This is a genomic window from Streptomyces sp. NPDC004732, assembly GCF_040609235.1.
GTDB lineage: Bacteria > Actinomycetota > Actinomycetes > Streptomycetales > Streptomycetaceae > Streptomyces.
On the sequence record NZ_JBEXJR010000009.1, the window covers coordinates 241,615 to 255,963 of the forward strand.

14 protein-coding genes are annotated in these 14,349 nt (G+C 71.9%); 6 read left to right on the forward strand and 8 right to left on the reverse strand.

Annotated elements, in window-relative coordinates; all coding sequences use genetic code 11:
• Positions 1 to 57: 57 nt before the first annotated feature.
• Positions 58 to 588 (reverse strand): hypothetical protein, encoded by a 531-nt coding sequence (locus ABZV77_RS27700; protein ID WP_356262170.1) that lies wholly within the window; start codon positions 586 to 588, stop codon positions 58 to 60.
• A 164-nt stretch (positions 589 to 752) separates the two neighbouring features.
• Here ABZV77_RS27700 and ABZV77_RS27705 point away from each other — a divergent pair, with 164 nt between their 5' ends.
• Both ABZV77_RS27705 and cyaB read left to right on the forward strand, forming a co-directional pair.
• Positions 753 to 1,610 (forward strand): helix-turn-helix domain-containing protein, encoded by an 858-nt coding sequence (locus ABZV77_RS27705; RefSeq protein ID WP_356262173.1) that lies wholly within the window; start codon positions 753 to 755, stop codon positions 1,608 to 1,610.
• A 14-nt stretch (positions 1,611 to 1,624) separates the two neighbouring features.
• Positions 1,625 to 2,194, forward strand: a complete 570-nt coding sequence (gene cyaB / locus ABZV77_RS27710) for a class IV adenylate cyclase (RefSeq protein ID WP_356262715.1) — start codon at positions 1,625 to 1,627, stop codon at positions 2,192 to 2,194.
• 52 nt (positions 2,195 to 2,246) lie between these two features.
• On the opposite strand, the gene ABZV77_RS27715 is transcribed toward cyaB, so the two are convergent.
• The 5 genes from ABZV77_RS27715 to ABZV77_RS27735 are packed head-to-tail and all read right to left on the reverse strand — an operon-like array spanning position 2,247 to position 6,931.
• The gene (locus tag ABZV77_RS27715; RefSeq protein WP_356262175.1) at positions 2,247 to 3,455 is read right to left on the reverse strand and encodes an FAD/NAD(P)-binding oxidoreductase; all 1,209 of its coding nucleotides are present in this window, start codon (positions 3,453 to 3,455) and stop codon (positions 2,247 to 2,249) included.
• A gap of 6 nt (positions 3,456 to 3,461) precedes the next feature.
• A complete protein-coding gene (locus tag ABZV77_RS27720) occupies positions 3,462 to 3,650 on the reverse strand; it encodes a ferredoxin (RefSeq protein ID WP_356262177.1) in 189 nt (62 codons plus the stop codon).
• Positions 3,651 to 3,691: 41 nt separating this feature from the next.
• Positions 3,692 to 4,558, reverse strand: a complete 867-nt coding sequence (locus ABZV77_RS27725; RefSeq protein WP_356262180.1) for a fumarylacetoacetate hydrolase family protein — start codon at positions 4,556 to 4,558, stop codon at positions 3,692 to 3,694.
• A complete protein-coding gene (locus tag ABZV77_RS27730; RefSeq protein WP_356262183.1) occupies positions 4,555 to 5,478 on the reverse strand; it encodes a 3,4-dihydroxyphenylacetate 2,3-dioxygenase in 924 nt (307 codons plus the stop codon). The genes ABZV77_RS27725 and ABZV77_RS27730 overlap by 4 nt, the downstream gene beginning before the upstream one ends.
• Positions 5,471 to 6,931, reverse strand: coding sequence for an aldehyde dehydrogenase family protein (locus tag ABZV77_RS27735; protein WP_356262186.1), 1,461 nt, complete (start codon positions 6,929 to 6,931; stop codon positions 5,471 to 5,473). Before ABZV77_RS27735 ends, ABZV77_RS27730 begins: the two co-directional genes overlap by 8 nt.
• A gap of 235 nt (positions 6,932 to 7,166) precedes the next feature.
• On the opposite strand from ABZV77_RS27735, the gene ABZV77_RS27740 reads away from it, so the two are divergent.
• Entirely contained in the window at positions 7,167 to 7,946 is a 780-nt protein-coding gene (locus ABZV77_RS27740; RefSeq protein ID WP_356262188.1) for a gamma-glutamyl-gamma-aminobutyrate hydrolase family protein, read from the forward strand.
• A gap of 418 nt (positions 7,947 to 8,364) precedes the next feature.
• On the opposite strand, the gene ABZV77_RS27745 is transcribed toward ABZV77_RS27740, so the two are convergent.
• Complete coding sequence (locus ABZV77_RS27745) at positions 8,365 to 8,943, reverse strand: MarR family winged helix-turn-helix transcriptional regulator (RefSeq protein ID WP_356262191.1); 579 nt, start codon at positions 8,941 to 8,943, stop codon at positions 8,365 to 8,367.
• 207 nt (positions 8,944 to 9,150) lie between these two features.
• Between ABZV77_RS27745 and ABZV77_RS27750 the strand changes: the two genes are divergently transcribed.
• Positions 9,151 to 10,623 carry an APC family permease gene (locus tag ABZV77_RS27750; protein WP_356262194.1) on the forward strand — a complete coding sequence of 491 codons (1,473 nt, stop codon included), beginning with the start codon at positions 9,151 to 9,153 and terminating at the stop codon, positions 10,621 to 10,623.
• Positions 10,624 to 10,683: 60 nt separating this feature from the next.
• On the opposite strand, the gene ABZV77_RS27755 is transcribed toward ABZV77_RS27750, so the two are convergent.
• A complete protein-coding gene (locus tag ABZV77_RS27755) occupies positions 10,684 to 11,475 on the reverse strand; it encodes an acetoacetate decarboxylase family protein (protein WP_356262197.1) in 792 nt (263 codons plus the stop codon).
• 228 nt (positions 11,476 to 11,703) lie between these two features.
• Between ABZV77_RS27755 and ABZV77_RS27760 the strand changes: the two genes are divergently transcribed.
• Complete coding sequence (locus ABZV77_RS27760) at positions 11,704 to 13,047, forward strand: glutamine synthetase family protein (protein ID WP_356262718.1); 1,344 nt, start codon at positions 11,704 to 11,706, stop codon at positions 13,045 to 13,047.
• 30 nt (positions 13,048 to 13,077) lie between these two features.
• Positions 13,078 to 14,349 carry a cytochrome P450 gene (locus tag ABZV77_RS27765; RefSeq protein WP_356262200.1) on the forward strand — a complete coding sequence of 424 codons (1,272 nt, stop codon included), beginning with the start codon at positions 13,078 to 13,080 and terminating at the stop codon, positions 14,347 to 14,349.

The following is a 14,349-nucleotide window of genomic DNA, read 5'->3' on the forward strand; positions in this document are numbered from 1 at the left end:
GGAGATCCCCGTACGCCCGCTGTGCCTGCCGTTGCTCCGTGGTCGCCTCGGGCGGGATCACCGCTGCCTCCCTCGCGCGTCGCTCCGGGCGATGTGCACCAAGGCGGCGACGGATGGCACGGGGCACAGGTCTCCGACGATGCGGGGCAGTACTGCCCAGTACAGGCCGGTCGGGCCTCGGAGGTCGGACGCCGGGACGGTCAGGAAGTGGCCCACCCCCAGCATCGGCGCCTCGCCGTACTCCCGCGTCCAGCGCAGGGTGGGCGCGCAGTCGACGAGTGCGTAGTACTGGTGCTGCGGGTGATTGTGGATCACCGGGCCGTTGAGTAGTTCGGCCAGCGTCGCGGTCACCGACCCCAGGTCATCGGTTCCGACCGCCGAGTGCACGAGCCGGGCGGGCAGGCACACCGTGTTGAACCTCGTCCCGAGCGGCAACAAGGCGATGCCCTGTTCCGCCCAGGCTTGTTGGGCCTGGCGCGGCTCTTGCTGAGCCCGCGCCAGCCAGTCGAAGGCCGCGCCCATCAGCCGCGGGGATGCGGCACTTTCCGCGCTGCGGGCGCTCAGGTCGCTGCCCGTCATCTCGCTCATGTCGGCTCCTGGTCAGTCGGCCATGCCCTGAAGCCGGTCACGCAACTGTCAGGGCTCTATCGGTCTGGCCAGCTTCTTGTGACAGACGGTGTCGAAGCGATCCCCCAGCGGTAATCTCACCGTGGGATGACTTCCCATCCACTTCCGGATACGGGGGCCGCGCCATGTCGACCGCCATCGGGCCAATCGCTCTCCCCGACCGCGCTTGGGAGCGGGCCGAGGTCCGTGAAGCTCTCCGCGCGCGGGACATGGGTGCTGTCTTCCGGTTCGTGCAGCAGTACTCCGGTGCCAGCCAAGCCCGTATCGCCGCGGCGGCTGGTATGACGCAGGCTCGCGTCAACGAGGTCATCAACGGCCGCCGGGAGGTGTCTCGCCTGGCTGTGTACGAGCGCATCGCCGAGGGACTGTTGATGCCCGACGACGCACGTCATCTGCTCGGCCTCGCAGCCAACCGCGAGAGGAAGCGGGACGGCGCCGCGTTCGATCTCGCGGCGTTCCCCGAGGTCGTCCGCGTCTATGCGGAACAGGCGTCAGCCGCCGAGGAGATCCGGGAGAACGCGGGCCGTGCCAAGGAACTGGATGTCCTTGCTGTGCGGGGCCTGGGCCTGATCGGCCTGAACGACAGCCTCCTGCGTTCTGCCTGCCTGCCCCGTGAGCAGGGCGGCACAGGGCTCCGCGTTCGCGTCGCACTGCTCGACCCTGACAGCGAGGCCCTGAAACAACGGGCCGTCGAGATCGGCGAGTCACCCGAGTCCCTGGCGGGCGGAGTACGGCTGGCGGAGGCCCGGCTACGGGAGTTGCAGGCCGAGGGACGCGACGTAACCGCGTTCCGGTACGGGATGCTGCCGACCTGGCGCCTGATCCGCGCCGACGACACCCTCTTTGTGGGGGCATTCGACACGGGTTGGGAAGGGCATACCTCGGCCACGTACAAGGTCATGGCGACACCGCACGGCCCACTCTTCCGCGGGTTCCGGCGAATGTTCGACGCGATCCTGGCAGGGGCACAGCGCACGGTGTGAGGGGTGAGCAGGACGTGATCGAGGCCGAGCTGAAGGCGTGGGTCCGGGAACCGGAGACTGTGCTGACGCGGTTGGACGAGCGGGCGCGGGCGCGCAGCGAGGTGTACCGGGACACGTATTACGACCGGCCCGACGGGCCCCTCGCCGCGGCCGACGAAGAACTACGGGTACGTACGATCCACGGGGAGGACAGCACTCGTACCGTGCTCACCTTCAAAGCCGCCGCAGTCGACGCGGCGTCCGGGTCCAAGCCGGAGCACGAGACGGACGTCGACAACGCGGAGGCGGCACACGCCATCCTGCGAGGGCTCGGGTACGTCGAGGCCATCGCGTTCGAGAAGCAGTGCCGCAACTACGGGTTCGAGGCGTGCGGTCGGCAGATGCTGGCCACTTTGGTACGCGTGCCGGAGATCGACGGCACCTTCCTTGAGCTGGAGACCCTCGTCGACGAGGGTGCCGTGGCTGAGGCCCTGAGCGACATCCGTGCCGTCTTGGCCGACCTGGGCATCAGCGATGCTGATCTGACACGCGGGACATACACAGACGCTGTCGCACAGCAACGACGGTCAGACGTCATCAGGTAACGAGGCAGCACCCCGTGCAGAGGTGCTGCCCCTTTGGCATACCTGTGCCGGGTCAGGTCACCGGCTCCGGCAGCGTCATGAGGTGGGCGCGGTGGCGGGCCGCCGCTGCCGTTGCCGCCGGGCCACCCAGTGCCGCCACGCCTATGAGGCGGGGGCCCTGGTAGTAGGCGTAGAGGAGGTCGCCTTCGGGGGCGTCCGGGTCGCCTTCCAGGAGTTCGCAGCGGTCGGCCAGTGCGGGCTGGCCGAAGGACTGGAGGCGCAGGGTGTATTGGTCGCTCCAGAAGGAGGGGAGGGGGGCGCAGGGGGCCGGGTCGCGGGGGGTGCCCGTGAGGGCGGCGATCAGGGTGCGGGCCGCGTGGCGGGCCGTGTCGCCGGGGACCGACCAGTGTTCGACGCGACGGGGCACGGGGCCGTAGCGCGGGTTCGGGAAGCGGGCGACGTCGCCGACCGCCACCGCGTGCGGGATGCCGCCTATGCGCAGGTGGGCGTCGCAGAGGATGCCGTCGGTCAGGTCCAGGCCCGCGGTCGCCGTCAGCCATTCCGTGTTGGGGAGTGAGCCGACCGCCTCTACCACCAGGTCCGCGGGGAGTTCCGTGCCGTCGTCAAGCACCGCGCCCTCAGGCGTCAATTCCGCGGCCAGGCGGCCCATCCGGAAGCGGACGCCCCGCGCCTCGTGGCGGCTTCGCAGCGCCCGTGCCAGGTGCGGGCCCACCGCGAGAATCATTGGCTCCGCCTCCGGCGCTACGACGGTCACCGCGCAGCCCGCCGTGCGCGCCGTGGCCGCCACCTCGCAGCCGATGAAACCCGATCCGATCACGAGCACCCGGGCGCCCGCCGCCAGGCCGACGGCCAGGGCCGCCGAGTCCTCCAGTGTGCGGACGACGTGCCGGGGCGGGCCCCCGGGCATCGGGAGTCTGCGTGGCCGCACCCCCGTCGCGGCCACCAGACCCTCGTACATGTGGACCGATCCGTCGGTCAGTGTGAGCGTGCGCGCCGCGAGGTCGGCGGCGGCTACGGCCGAGCCGAGCCGCCACTCGACGTCCTCGATGCTCGGGCGCCTGCGCAGTTCCGTGCCGGACGCGGGTGCGGCGCCCGCGAGCACCCCCTTGGACAGCGGGGGCCTGTTGTAGGGGAGGTGGAGCTCGTCGCCGAAGAGGGTGATCGGGCCTTGCCAGCCCGCGGCGCGGAGCTGTTCGGCGGAGCGCAGGCCGCCGAGGGACGCGCCGACGACGGCGATCCCGGCCCGCCCGGTCCGTTCCACGGCGTCTCAGCCCTCGACCCGGATCGCCTGCAGCGGGCACACGTCGGCGGCGTCCTCGACATCGGCGCGCAGCGCCTCGTCGGGCGCGTCCACGTACGCGAGGTGGCCCTCGCCGTCGAGCCGGAAGATGTCCGGCGCGGCGAAGACGCACTGCCCGTGGTCCTGGCAGACGTCCAGGTCGACGATCACCCTCATGGGTCTGACTCCTCTGCTGTGCATGTTGGGTGGAACAGTTCTCAGCGGCGCGGTGCTCTGACGCCGCGGAACTCCCAGTCGCCGCCGAGGGCCGTGGAGAGGACCTCCTCGGACTCGGTGGGCTGGGCCCCGACGTCGGCACGGACTGCCGTCGGGCCGGTGACGATGTGGTTGGTGAGGCGTCCCAGGCCCTCGGCCTCGACCTCGACGACGTCGCCGGGACGGACCGGGCGGGAGCCCGCGGGTGTGCCGGAGAGCAGGACGTCGCCCGGCTCCAGAGTGATCGTGCGGGCGATGTCGGCGACGAGGTAGTGCATGTCCCACTGCATCTCGTCGGTCGAACCGTCCTGCGCGAGCTCGCCGTTGACGTAGGTGCGCAGGTACTTGCCGTGGAAGTTCCAGCCGGTGACGAGGCCGGGGCCGAGTGGGCAGAGCGTGTCGGAGCCCTTGACGCGGAGCATCGAACCGGCGTCGGTGTCGCGGAAGTCGTGCAGGCCGTAGTCGTTGGCGACGGTGTAGCCCGCGATGTACGCGCCCGCCTCGTCCGGCGCCACGTTGCGGCAGGTGCGGCCGATGACGATGCCGATCTCGCCCTCGTAGTTGAGGTACTTGCAGCCTTCGGGGCGCACGACGGCGCCGCCGTGGCTGTTGAGGGCGGAGATCGGCTTGTGGAAGTAGGTGGGCGCGGGCGGCAGCTTGACCCCGAACTCCGTCACCCTGCTGCGGTGGTTGAGGTGGACGGCGATCACCTTGGACGGGCGCACGGGTGGCAAGTGGTGCGCCTCGGACGTCTTGAGGCGGCGCCCGTCGGCTGCGACCAGCTCGTCGCCCTCGCGCACGACCTGGACGGCTGCCCCGTCGAGGAGGACGCGGCGGTACTCGATGGTGGTCGCCCTGTGCGCCTTCATGCCGTCGCCTCGCTCGGGTCGGTGTCGGCGCCCGTGCCGGTCCACCCGGTCGCCGGGCGGTCGAACCACAGGTGCATCTGGCCCGTGCCGATGGAGTTCTCGTACGCGCTGTAGGCGCGCCCCGCGGCGGTGCAGCGCTCCTCGCCCAGAGCGCCGATCATCATCAGGTAGTGGCCGAAGCGCGCTTCGGGCTTGTGGGTGAGGAACTCCGGCATGGTGCGCAGGACTTGCGCGTGGTCGCCGCGCTCGAACCACTCGATGCGCCTGAGGTCGGCGGCTCGGGCCTCGGGCGTACGGATGTGGGCGGGGTCGCTGGACTCGTGGGCGCGCAGTTCGCGCAGCGGCCAGAAGGTGTGCGAGAGGGCGCCGGACGCGATGAGCAGGACCTTGCGCCCGGGGAGCGCGCCGATGCCGTCGGCGAGCGCCCGGCCGAGCCGCAGGTGGTCCTCGGCGTCACCGGTCTGACAGACCCCGATCGAGACCCACTTCTTCTCGGGGAGGCCGTGGCCCAGGTACGTCCACAGGTTGATCGTGGCGTAATACACGGGCAGGAAGGGGTCGTCGATCGGGGTGATCCAGGTGTCGTGCTTCTCCGCGAAACGGGCGACGGAGGCGGCGAGTTCGGGGTCGCCCGGATAGTCGTACGGCATGCGGCACATGCCGCGCGGCAGCTCCTCGGAGGTGAAGAGGCCTGCGCGGCGCGGGTGTGCGGTGACCACGAACTCGACGGTGGTCGCCCAGTGCGAGTCGAGGACGACGACGGTGTCGTAGTCGAGCGTCTCGAAGACGTCGGCGCGCAGCTTGCGCAGGCCGGGGACGAGGCTGATCTCGCGGCCTTCGTTGAGCTCTTTGCGGACCGGTTCGGGCAGCACGATGGTGGGGACGTGGGCCAGGAGGCCCGCTCCGACTATTTCACCCATGGTCGGCCCAGCCCTTCGTTGCGGTCACCGTGTTCTTCAGGTCGCAGTAGAAGTCGAAGGACCAGTCGCCGCCCTCGCGCCCGACGCCGGACCGGCGTGAGCCGCCGAAGGGTGCGGAGAGGTCGCGTACGTAGAAGCAGTTGACCCAGACCGTGCCCGCGACGAGCCGCGCGCCGATGCGTGCCGCGCGGTCGCGGTCGCCCGCGGCGAGGGTGGCGGCGAGGCCGAAGCGGGTGCCGTTGGCGAGGCGCACCGCCTCGTCGTCGTCGCCGTCGGGGAAGGTCTGGAGGGTGAGGACGGGGCCGAAGACCTCTTCCTGGACGATCTCGGAGTCCTGGTCGACGCCGGTGAGGAGGGTGGGGAGGTAGTACTGCCCGCCCAGGGCGCTGTCGAGTGCGGTGTTGCGGGCGCCGCCGACGACGGCTTCCGCGCCCGCCGCGAGGGCGCGGCGCACGAATCCGTCGACGCGGTCGACGTGCCGGGGGTGGATGTTCGGTCCGATGTCGGTGGCCTCGTCGCGCGGGTCGCCCTGGGTCAGCTTCGCCACCCGGTCGAGGAAGCGGCCGAGGAAGGCGTCGCGCACGGACTCCTCGACGAGGATGCGGGTGGCTGCGAGGCAGACCTGGCCCGCGTTGTCGTACTGCTCCACGGCGAGGTCGGCGGCGAGGTCGAGGTCCGCGTCGGCGAGGACGAGCAGCGGTGACTTGCCGCCGAGTTCGAAGCTGCACGGGACGAGGCGTGCGGCGGCGGCCGCGGCGATGCGGTGGGCGGTGGGCACCGAGCCGGTGAAGCTGATGCGGCGCACGGCGGGGTCGGCGGTGAGTGGCGCCCCTGCCTCGTCGCCGTACCCCTGCACGACGTTGAAGACCCCGGGCGGCAGCCCCGCCTCGTGCGTGATGTCGGCGAGGAGCGAGGCGGTCAGCGGGGTCCACTCGGCGGGCTTGAGCACGACGGTGTCGCCCGCGGCGAGCGCCGGGGCGATCTTCCAGGTGGCCAGCATCAGCGGGGCGTTCCACGGCGTGATGAGGACGGCGGGGCCCGCCGGGTCCCAGGTGACGTGGTTCGTGTGGCCGCGGGTGTCGAAGTCGTCGTGGGTGAGGGCGAGGAGGCGGTCGGCGAAGTAGCGGAAGTTGTGGGCGACGCGGGGCAGCACGCCGCGGCGGTGCGAGCGGAGCAGGGCGCCGTTGTCGGCGGTCTCGACGGCGGCGAGCTCCTCGGCACGGGCGTCGACCCCGTCGGCCACGGCGTGCAGCAGCCGGGCGCGCTCGGCCGGGGGTGTCGCGGCCCAGCCGGGGAACGCGGCGTCCGCGGCGGCCACGGCGGCCCTGGCCTCGGCGGCCGCGCCGCGGGCGATCTCGGCGAGCGGGGCGCCGTCGACGGGCGAGTGGTCGGTGAAGGTGGCCGGGGAGGCGACGCGGGCGCCGCCGATCCAGTGCCGGGTGTCGACGGGCACGGCGGCGACGGTCGCCGTGTGTGGTGCGTCCGTGTGTGGGGCGCCTGTGTGTGGTGTCCCCGGGGATGCGGGGACGGGGGCGGGAGGAGCCATCACTGCCTCCAGTTCGTTTGAACCCAAACAACATTAGGAGGGGCCCGGTGCGGGGTCAACCCCTCGTAGGGGCCGCGACGTTGAGATATTGTTTGAACCCAAACGACAACCCGAACGACAGGCCTGCTTCCGGAAGTCCGCCATGCCGATGCCGCCGATGCCCCGGCCCGCGCCTCGCGCCCGCCCTCCGCTCCCCCGCCCCCTGATCGCCCTCCCCCAGCGGTACGCCGCCACGACCTCCGCCCTGCGCTACGCCGCCGTCGTCACCGCGCGCGCCCTCGCCGACGCCGTGTTCCGCGCGGGCGGCGAGCCGTTCATGATGCATCCCGGGGAGCCGGACGAGGCCGCCGCACGGCTCGCGCGCTGCGCCGGACTGCTGCTCCCCGGCGGCGGGGACGTCGCGCCCTGGCGGTACGCGGCCGGGGCGGACGTGCACGGCACCGTGTACGACGTCGACGACGCGCAGGACGCCTTCGACCTCGCCCTCGCCCACTGCGCACTGGCCCGCGGCCTGCCGACGCTGGCGGTCTGCCGCGGCATGCAGGTGGTGAACGTCGCCCTCGGCGGCACGCTGCGGCAGGACATGGGCGGCCCCGAATCGGAGCACCGCCACAAGGTGCATCCGGTGCGGGTGGCCGCGGGCTCCACGGTGGCACGCCTGCTGGGTGCCGCGAAGACGGAGGCGTCCTGCTACCACCACCAGTGCGTGGACCTCCCCGGCCGTGGCCTGGTCCCCACGGCATGGGCAGCCGACGGCACGATCGAGGCGCTCGAACTCCCGGACGGGGAGGGCTGGTTCGCGTCGGTGCAGTGGCATCCGGAGGACACGGCGGCGGTGGACGCGGGGCAGCAGGGGTTGTTCGGGGGGTTGGTGCGGGCGGCCGTGGAGTGGGAGGCGGGGGTGAGGGGGGCGGCTGGGTGAGAGGGGCGGCCGGGAGACAGGCGCGGCCGAGTGAGGAGGACGGCCAGGTGAGGGGGCGGCCGGGTGAGGAGTGCGGCCGGGTGAGGGGCGCGGCCAGGTGAGGGGCGTGGCCAGGTGAGGGGGGCGGCCGGGAGAGGGGCGCGGCCAGGCGAGGAGTGCGGCCAGGCGAGGGGCGCGGCCAGGCGAGGAGTGCGGCCAGGCGAGGAGTGCGGCCAGGCGAGGGGCGCGGCCAGGCGAGGAGTGCGGCCAGGCGAGGAGTGCGGCCGGGAGAGGGGCGCGGCCAGGCGAGGGGCGCGGCCAGGCGAGAGATCCGGCCGGGCGAGAGGTCCGGTCGGGCGAGGAGTGCGGCCCGGCGAGAGCTGAGCCGGGAGAGAGGTGAGCCCGGCGAGGGCTGAGCCCGGTGAGTGCCAGGGTCGGGTCAGAGGGTGGGCTTGGTTTTGCGGCCGCTGCGGCGGGGGGTCGGGGCCGCGCCGTTCAGGAGGTTCTGCCTGCGGTCGTCGCCCTTCTCCTCCGTCCGTACGACGATCTTGCGCAGCAGGTCCGCGAGCGTCTCGCACTCCGTGTCCGTCAAGCCCTCGGTGACGAAGGCCTCTTCGGCGTTGAAGGCGGGGAAGACCTCGCCCATCAGGCGCTCGCCCTCGTCCGTGAGCCGGAGCAGGACGAGCCTGCCGTCGTCGGGGTGGCCGCGGCGTTCGATCAGGCCGCGGCCCATGAGCGTGCGGGCGACACCCGTCAGCGTGCCCTTGGAGATACCGGCCTCCTCGGCGACGTACCGGGTCTCCATCTCGCCCCAGATCCAGACGACATAGAGCACGACGAACGACGTCCACGTCAGTTCGGCGCCGCGCAGGACGGAGTTCTCGAAGTGCTGACGGACGGCCGCGGCCGCGCGGTAGATGTTCGACACCGCGGCCATCTGCTCGTACTCGACGGGCGTGCCGCCGAGCTTGGCCCTGACCGCCTTCTCGGTGTCGCGGATGGAGCGGTTGCCCGTCACGTCCGTGTGTCTCCCTGTTCCTGTGGGGTGGTGGTGCGGTGGTGGTCCGTCGTCGGTAGTGGCTCGGGTCTTCAGTCTGCCAAGTCCTCTTGAGGCCTCTTGCCCGGGCACCGGGGCGTCCGTACCATCGGCGCCATTCAAGTTCGTACGGGCTCAAACGATAACGCGTCCCGCATGGATGCGCCCTCCCCTCCCCGGAGGCCCGGCATGGCTCTCGACCATCAAGGCTCAGCCTCGCCCGCACCACCCCTCCCCGCCCCCGCCGCCCCGGAACGCCGCATCGGCGTCGCGGGCATCGTCTTCGTCGTCGTGGCCGCGTCCGCGCCGCTCACCGTCGCCGCGGGCGGCGTCCCGCAGTCCCTCGCCGTCACGGGCGTCCTCGGGATACCGCTGCTCTACCTCCTGATAGCCGTCGTCCTCGGCCTGTTCAGCGCCGGGTACGCGGCGATGAGCAGACACATCACCGGCGCCGGAGCCTTCTACGCGTACACCGCGCAGGGGCTCGGCCGCACCCCCGGCGTGGGCGCGGCCTTCGTCGCGCTGCTGTCGTACAACGCGATGCAGATCGGCATCGCGGGCCTCTTCGGCGCCACCACCGCCGAGTTCATCGACGCCCGGACCGGCGTGGAGATCCCCTGGTGGGTCCTCGTGCTGGCGTGCACGGCGGTCGTCGGGGCGCTCGGCTACCGGCGGGTCGACGTGGGGGTGCGCGTCCTCGCCGTGCTGCTCGTCCTGGAGTTCGGCACCGTGCTCGTCTTCGACATCGGCCAGTTCACGCACGCCCCGGAGGGCGTCTCGACCACGCCGCTCACCTGGGGCGCCGCCACGGACGGCTCGCTCGGCGTCGCGCTGTGCTGTGTGTTCGCCGCGTACATGGGGTTCGAGTCGGCCGCGCTGTACAGCGAGGAGTGCCGGGATCCGCGCCGGACCGTGGCGCGGGCCACGTACATCGCCGTCGGGCTCATCGGTGTCTTCTACGCGGCCACGGCGTGGGCCATGGTGACCGGCGCGGGCACGGACCAGGCGACGCGGGTCGCGGCCGAGGAGGGACCGCAGATGATGTTCACCCTCAGCTCCTCGACCCTCGGCACGGTCTTCTCCGACTACGCCCAGCTCTTCCTGATCACGAGTCTGCTCGCGGCGCTGCTCTCCTTCCACAACGCCGTTGCGCGGTACGTCCGTTCGCTGGGCCGGGAGGGTGTGCTGCCGCGCGGGCTCGGCATGCTGCACCCCCGGCACACCTCGCCGCACCGCGGCTCGTTGCTGCAGACCGCGGTCACCGTCATCGTGATCGGCATCTTCGCGCTGGCCGGACGCGACCCCGTGGCCGACGTCTTCACCTGGCTGACCAACCTCGGCGCGCTCGGCGTGATCCTGCTCCTGTTCGCCACGTCCGCGTCGGTCGTCGCGTACTTCAGGCACCGCCCCGAGCTGACCGAGCCGCTGTGGCACCGGCTGATCGCGCCGCTCCTCTCGGGCGCCGCGCTCGCCGTCATCTTCTGGCTCGCACTCACCAACTTCAGCGTCCAGCTGGGGGTTTCGTCGGACAACCCGCTGCGGTGGATCCTGCCGGGCCTCATCCTCGCCGCCGCGGCGGCGGGGTGCGGGTGGGGGCTGTGGCTGCGGGCGGCGCGACCGGCTGCGTACGCAGGCATCGGGTCGAAGGCGGGGAGCGATTAAGCGATTAGCAGTGCGGGAGGGGGACGGGCAGCAGCCCGGAGAACGGGTGGCCCTCCGCCGCTAAAGGCCCCGTTCCAGCAGAGTCCCGCCGTCCCAAGTGACGCCCACCTGGCGGTAGTACGCGCCGATCGGCTCGTCGATCGTCAGGGCGGCCAGCTCCTCCGTGGGCGCCTCGAAGAGGGTGAGGTCCGCGTCACCCCGCCACGCCTCGCCGCCCTCGAAGGCGGCGGCGCCCGAGGCGATCAGCTCGTCGAGGGCGAGGCCCTTGCCGTCGATGGCGGGGAGCTGGCGGTGGTGGGCCATGGGGTGGGCGTTGACGAAGCCGTTGGTCCCGGAGGGCTCGCGCAGGGTCACCACCGCCTGGGCGAGGCGGCGGTCGGCCGCGGCGAGCGTGGCGCCGAAGACCGCGCCGGGCTCGATGCGGGGAGCGGGGCCGTAGGGATGGGGCCGGGTGAGGTGGATGGAGCCGAGCTTCTTCGGGTAGCCCTGGTGGTTGCCGCGGGCGATGGCGAAGTCCTTGTCGACCCAGATGTAGACGCAGCGGGAGTAGGTACGGCCGCGGTAGGCGCAGCGGACGACCGCGAAGCACTCCTTGTACTGGGCGCGGACGGGGTCGAGGAGCTCCGTCATGTCGGCGCCGCAGGACTGCCAGTCGGCCCAGATGAGGGCGACGGCGCCGGGGTCGTCGGGGGCCGTCTCCAGTGGTTCGGGGAGGAGTTCGCGGACCCGGGCCGGGTCCGTGCGGTACTCGACGGTGAGGAGGTCGCCGGAGTAGTGCCAGGGCGGTGCGGGCACGATGGCGGCTCTTCCGGTCGCGCTCTTGGGCGGAAGGAATCCTTGAACTCCGGTCATGACCAGGCCCCTTCACTCTTCGTTTGGGCCCGTACGATACGCCGGGACCGCCGCGATGTCACGGGCGGTCACGCCCCCCGCCGCACAGGGTGCGCGACCCCTTGCACAACCCCCCACCCCGCCATACCGTTTGAGGTCAAACAACTGTCGAACAACATGACGGCGACACCGTCCCGCTCCACCCCGCAGAGAGGCTGACCACGGGTGAGTGAAGCGAGCGCACCAGACATTGCCGGGACCGTCGAGGAACTGCGCGCCAACCACACGGACGTGGTCCGCGTCGTCTACCCCGACCTCATCGGCGCCGACCGCGGCCGCGACGTCCTCGTCGACCACCTGCCGAGCGCCTGCGGACACGGCCTCTCCTTCTGCCGGGCCGTCTACCACACCACCCCCCGGGGCGACGTCGTCCCCGTCGCGGGCGGACTCGACGCGGGGCTGCCCGACGTCTGCGTCCACCCCGACCTGGACACCCTGAAGCCGCTGCCCTGGGAGCCGGGCGTCGCCTGGTGCCTGGGCGACACCCGTGACCCCCTCACCGGCGAACCCGCCCCGGAGTCGCCGCGCGCCGTGCTGCGCCGGGTGCTCGCCCGCGTCGGCGAGTGCACGGGCGACGACGCCCTCTCCCCCGTCGTCGGCCCCGAGCTCGAGTACTTCCTGTGCGACGCCTCCCCCGGTGCCGCGTCCGGCTGGACCCCCTACGGCGGCGCCACCGGGAACGTGTACAGCGCCGGGCGGCGCGGCGACCCGGACGGTCATCTGCTGCGCACCCTGCGGCAGTTGGACTCGCTCGGCATCGGCGCCATCGCGGGGAACCACGAGTTCGACGGCGGGCAGTTCGAGATCAACCTCCACCACTCCGACGCCCTGGACGCCGCCGACCGCGCCTTCTTCTTCAAGGCCGCCGTCAAGGAGACCGCGCGCCACGAGGGCCGCCTCGCCACCTTCATGGCCAAGCCGTTCAACGGACTCGGCGGGTCGGGGTTCCACGTGCACCTGTCGCTGGTCGACGGCGACGGGCGGAACGTGTTCGACGATCCGCAGGGCGAGGGCGGGCTCTCCGCCGCCGCCCGGCACGCCATCGGCGGCGTCCTGCGGCACGCGCCCGCGCTCGCCGCCCTGCTAAACCCCACCGTCAACTCCTACAAGCGCTTCGGGCCCGACACCCTCGCCCCCTGGCTGATCGACTGGGGCCTGGACAACCGCAGCGCCATGGTCCGCATCCCGCCCGAGCGCGGCGCGGGCACCCGCCTGGAGCTGCGCCTCGGCGACGCCTCCGCCAACCCGTACCTCCTCGTCGCGGGCACCGTCGCCGCCGTCCTGCTCGGCCTGCGCGACACACCCGACCCGCCCGCCCCGCTGGAGGGGTACGGCTACGACGAGACCGCCGCGCCCCGCCTGCCCGGCACCCTCCCCGAGGCCCTCGACGCGCTGGAGGCCGACGAGGCGCTCACCGACCTCCTCGGCGACGGCTTCACCCGCGCCTTCCTGACGTACAAGCGCAACGAGATCGAGCGCTATCAACACGCCGTCACCGACTGGGAGTTCGGCGAGTACGCGTTCCTCATCTGATCTCATCTGACCTCGCTAGGAGTGCGTTTCATGCGTACGGCCGCCGCTTTGCCCCTCTCCCTCGCCGACGTCGACCTCGCCGACAACGACCGGTTCACCGACCGCGCGCTGCCCTGGCGGATGTTCGACGTGCTGCGCCGCGAGGACCCCGTCCACTGGCAGCCCGAACCCCCGCCCAACTCCGGTTTCTGGGCGGTCACCCGGCACGCCGACATCGTGCGCGTCGACCGCGACCCCGAGACCTTCACCTCCGAGATGTTCACCAACCTGGAGGAGGTGGACGACGACTACATCGCCCTGCGCCGGTCCCTCCTGGAGACCGACGGGCTCCGGCACCGCGCCATGCGGCTCATCCTGCAGAAGCGGTTCACGCCGCGCGCCGTCGCGACGTACGAGACGTTCCTGCGCGGGCTGACCGCGCGCACCCTCGATGCGGCCCTGCCGCTCGGCACCTTCGACTTCGTGCGGGAGGTCTCCGCAGACTTCCCCATCAACGTGCTCGCCCGCATGCTCGACGTCCCCGAGGAGGACACGCAGCAGCTCATCGACTGGGGCAACCGCATCATCGGCAACACCGACCCCGACTACGCCGATGTGCTCCTGGAGAGCGCGGAGAGCGACCAGTACCGCAATCTGCCCTTCAGGTCGCCCGCCTCCCTCGAAGTCTTCGCGTACGGGCGGGAGTTGGCCGCCCGGCGGCGGGGCGGCAGCGGGGACGACCTGGTGAGCGCGCTGGTGAACAGCTCGCCCAAGGACGGGGTGCCGCTCTCCCCCACCGACTTCGACAACTACTTCCTGCTGCTCGTCGTGGCGGGGAACGAGACCACCCGGCACGCCATCTCGCACTCCATGCTCGCGCTCATCGAGCATCCGCAGGAGCGTGCGCGGCTCGTCCGCGACCCCTCGCTCATCCCGGACGCCGTCGAGGAGTGCCTGCGGTGGGCCTCACCCGTCTATCACTTCCGGCGGACGGCGACCCGCGACGTCGAGCTCGGCGGCAAGCTGATCAGGGCGGGCGACAAGGTGGTGCTGTGGTTCGCCTCCGGCAACCGCGACGAGGACGTCTTCCCCGATCCGTACCGCTTCGACGTCACCCGCGAGAACAACGACCACGTCACCTTCGGCAAGGGCAGCCCGCACTTCTGCCTGGGCAACTCCCTGGCCCGCCTGGAGATGCGGATCATGTTCGAGGAGCTGCTGCCGAGGTTGGCGGACATCCGCGTGGCCGGTGAGGTGCGGCGTGTCCGGTCCAACTTCGTGAACGGGATCAAGGAACTGCCGGTGACGGTGACGTTGGCGTAG

Coding starts and splice junctions, on each gene's coding strand:
- ABZV77_RS27705 (WP_356262173.1), top strand. CDS start 753: ATGTCGACCGCCATCGGGCCAATCGCTCTCCCCGACCGCGCTTGGGAG.
- ABZV77_RS27725 (WP_356262180.1), bottom strand. CDS start 4,558: ATGAAGGCGCACAGGGCGACCACCATCGAGTACCGCCGCGTCCTCCTC.
- ABZV77_RS27720 (WP_356262177.1), bottom strand. CDS start 3,650: ATGAGGGTGATCGTCGACCTGGACGTCTGCCAGGACCACGGGCAGTGC.
- ABZV77_RS27730 (WP_356262183.1), bottom strand. CDS start 5,478: ATGGGTGAAATAGTCGGAGCGGGCCTCCTGGCCCACGTCCCCACCATC.
- ABZV77_RS27740 (WP_356262188.1), top strand. CDS start 7,167: ATGCCGATGCCGCCGATGCCCCGGCCCGCGCCTCGCGCCCGCCCTCCG.
- ABZV77_RS27765 (WP_356262200.1), top strand. CDS start 13,078: ATGCGTACGGCCGCCGCTTTGCCCCTCTCCCTCGCCGACGTCGACCTC.
- ABZV77_RS27700 (WP_356262170.1), bottom strand. CDS start 588: ATGAGCGAGATGACGGGCAGCGACCTGAGCGCCCGCAGCGCGGAAAGT.
- ABZV77_RS27755 (WP_356262197.1), bottom strand. CDS start 11,475: ATGACCGGAGTTCAAGGATTCCTTCCGCCCAAGAGCGCGACCGGAAGA.
- ABZV77_RS27750 (WP_356262194.1), top strand. CDS start 9,151: ATGGCTCTCGACCATCAAGGCTCAGCCTCGCCCGCACCACCCCTCCCC.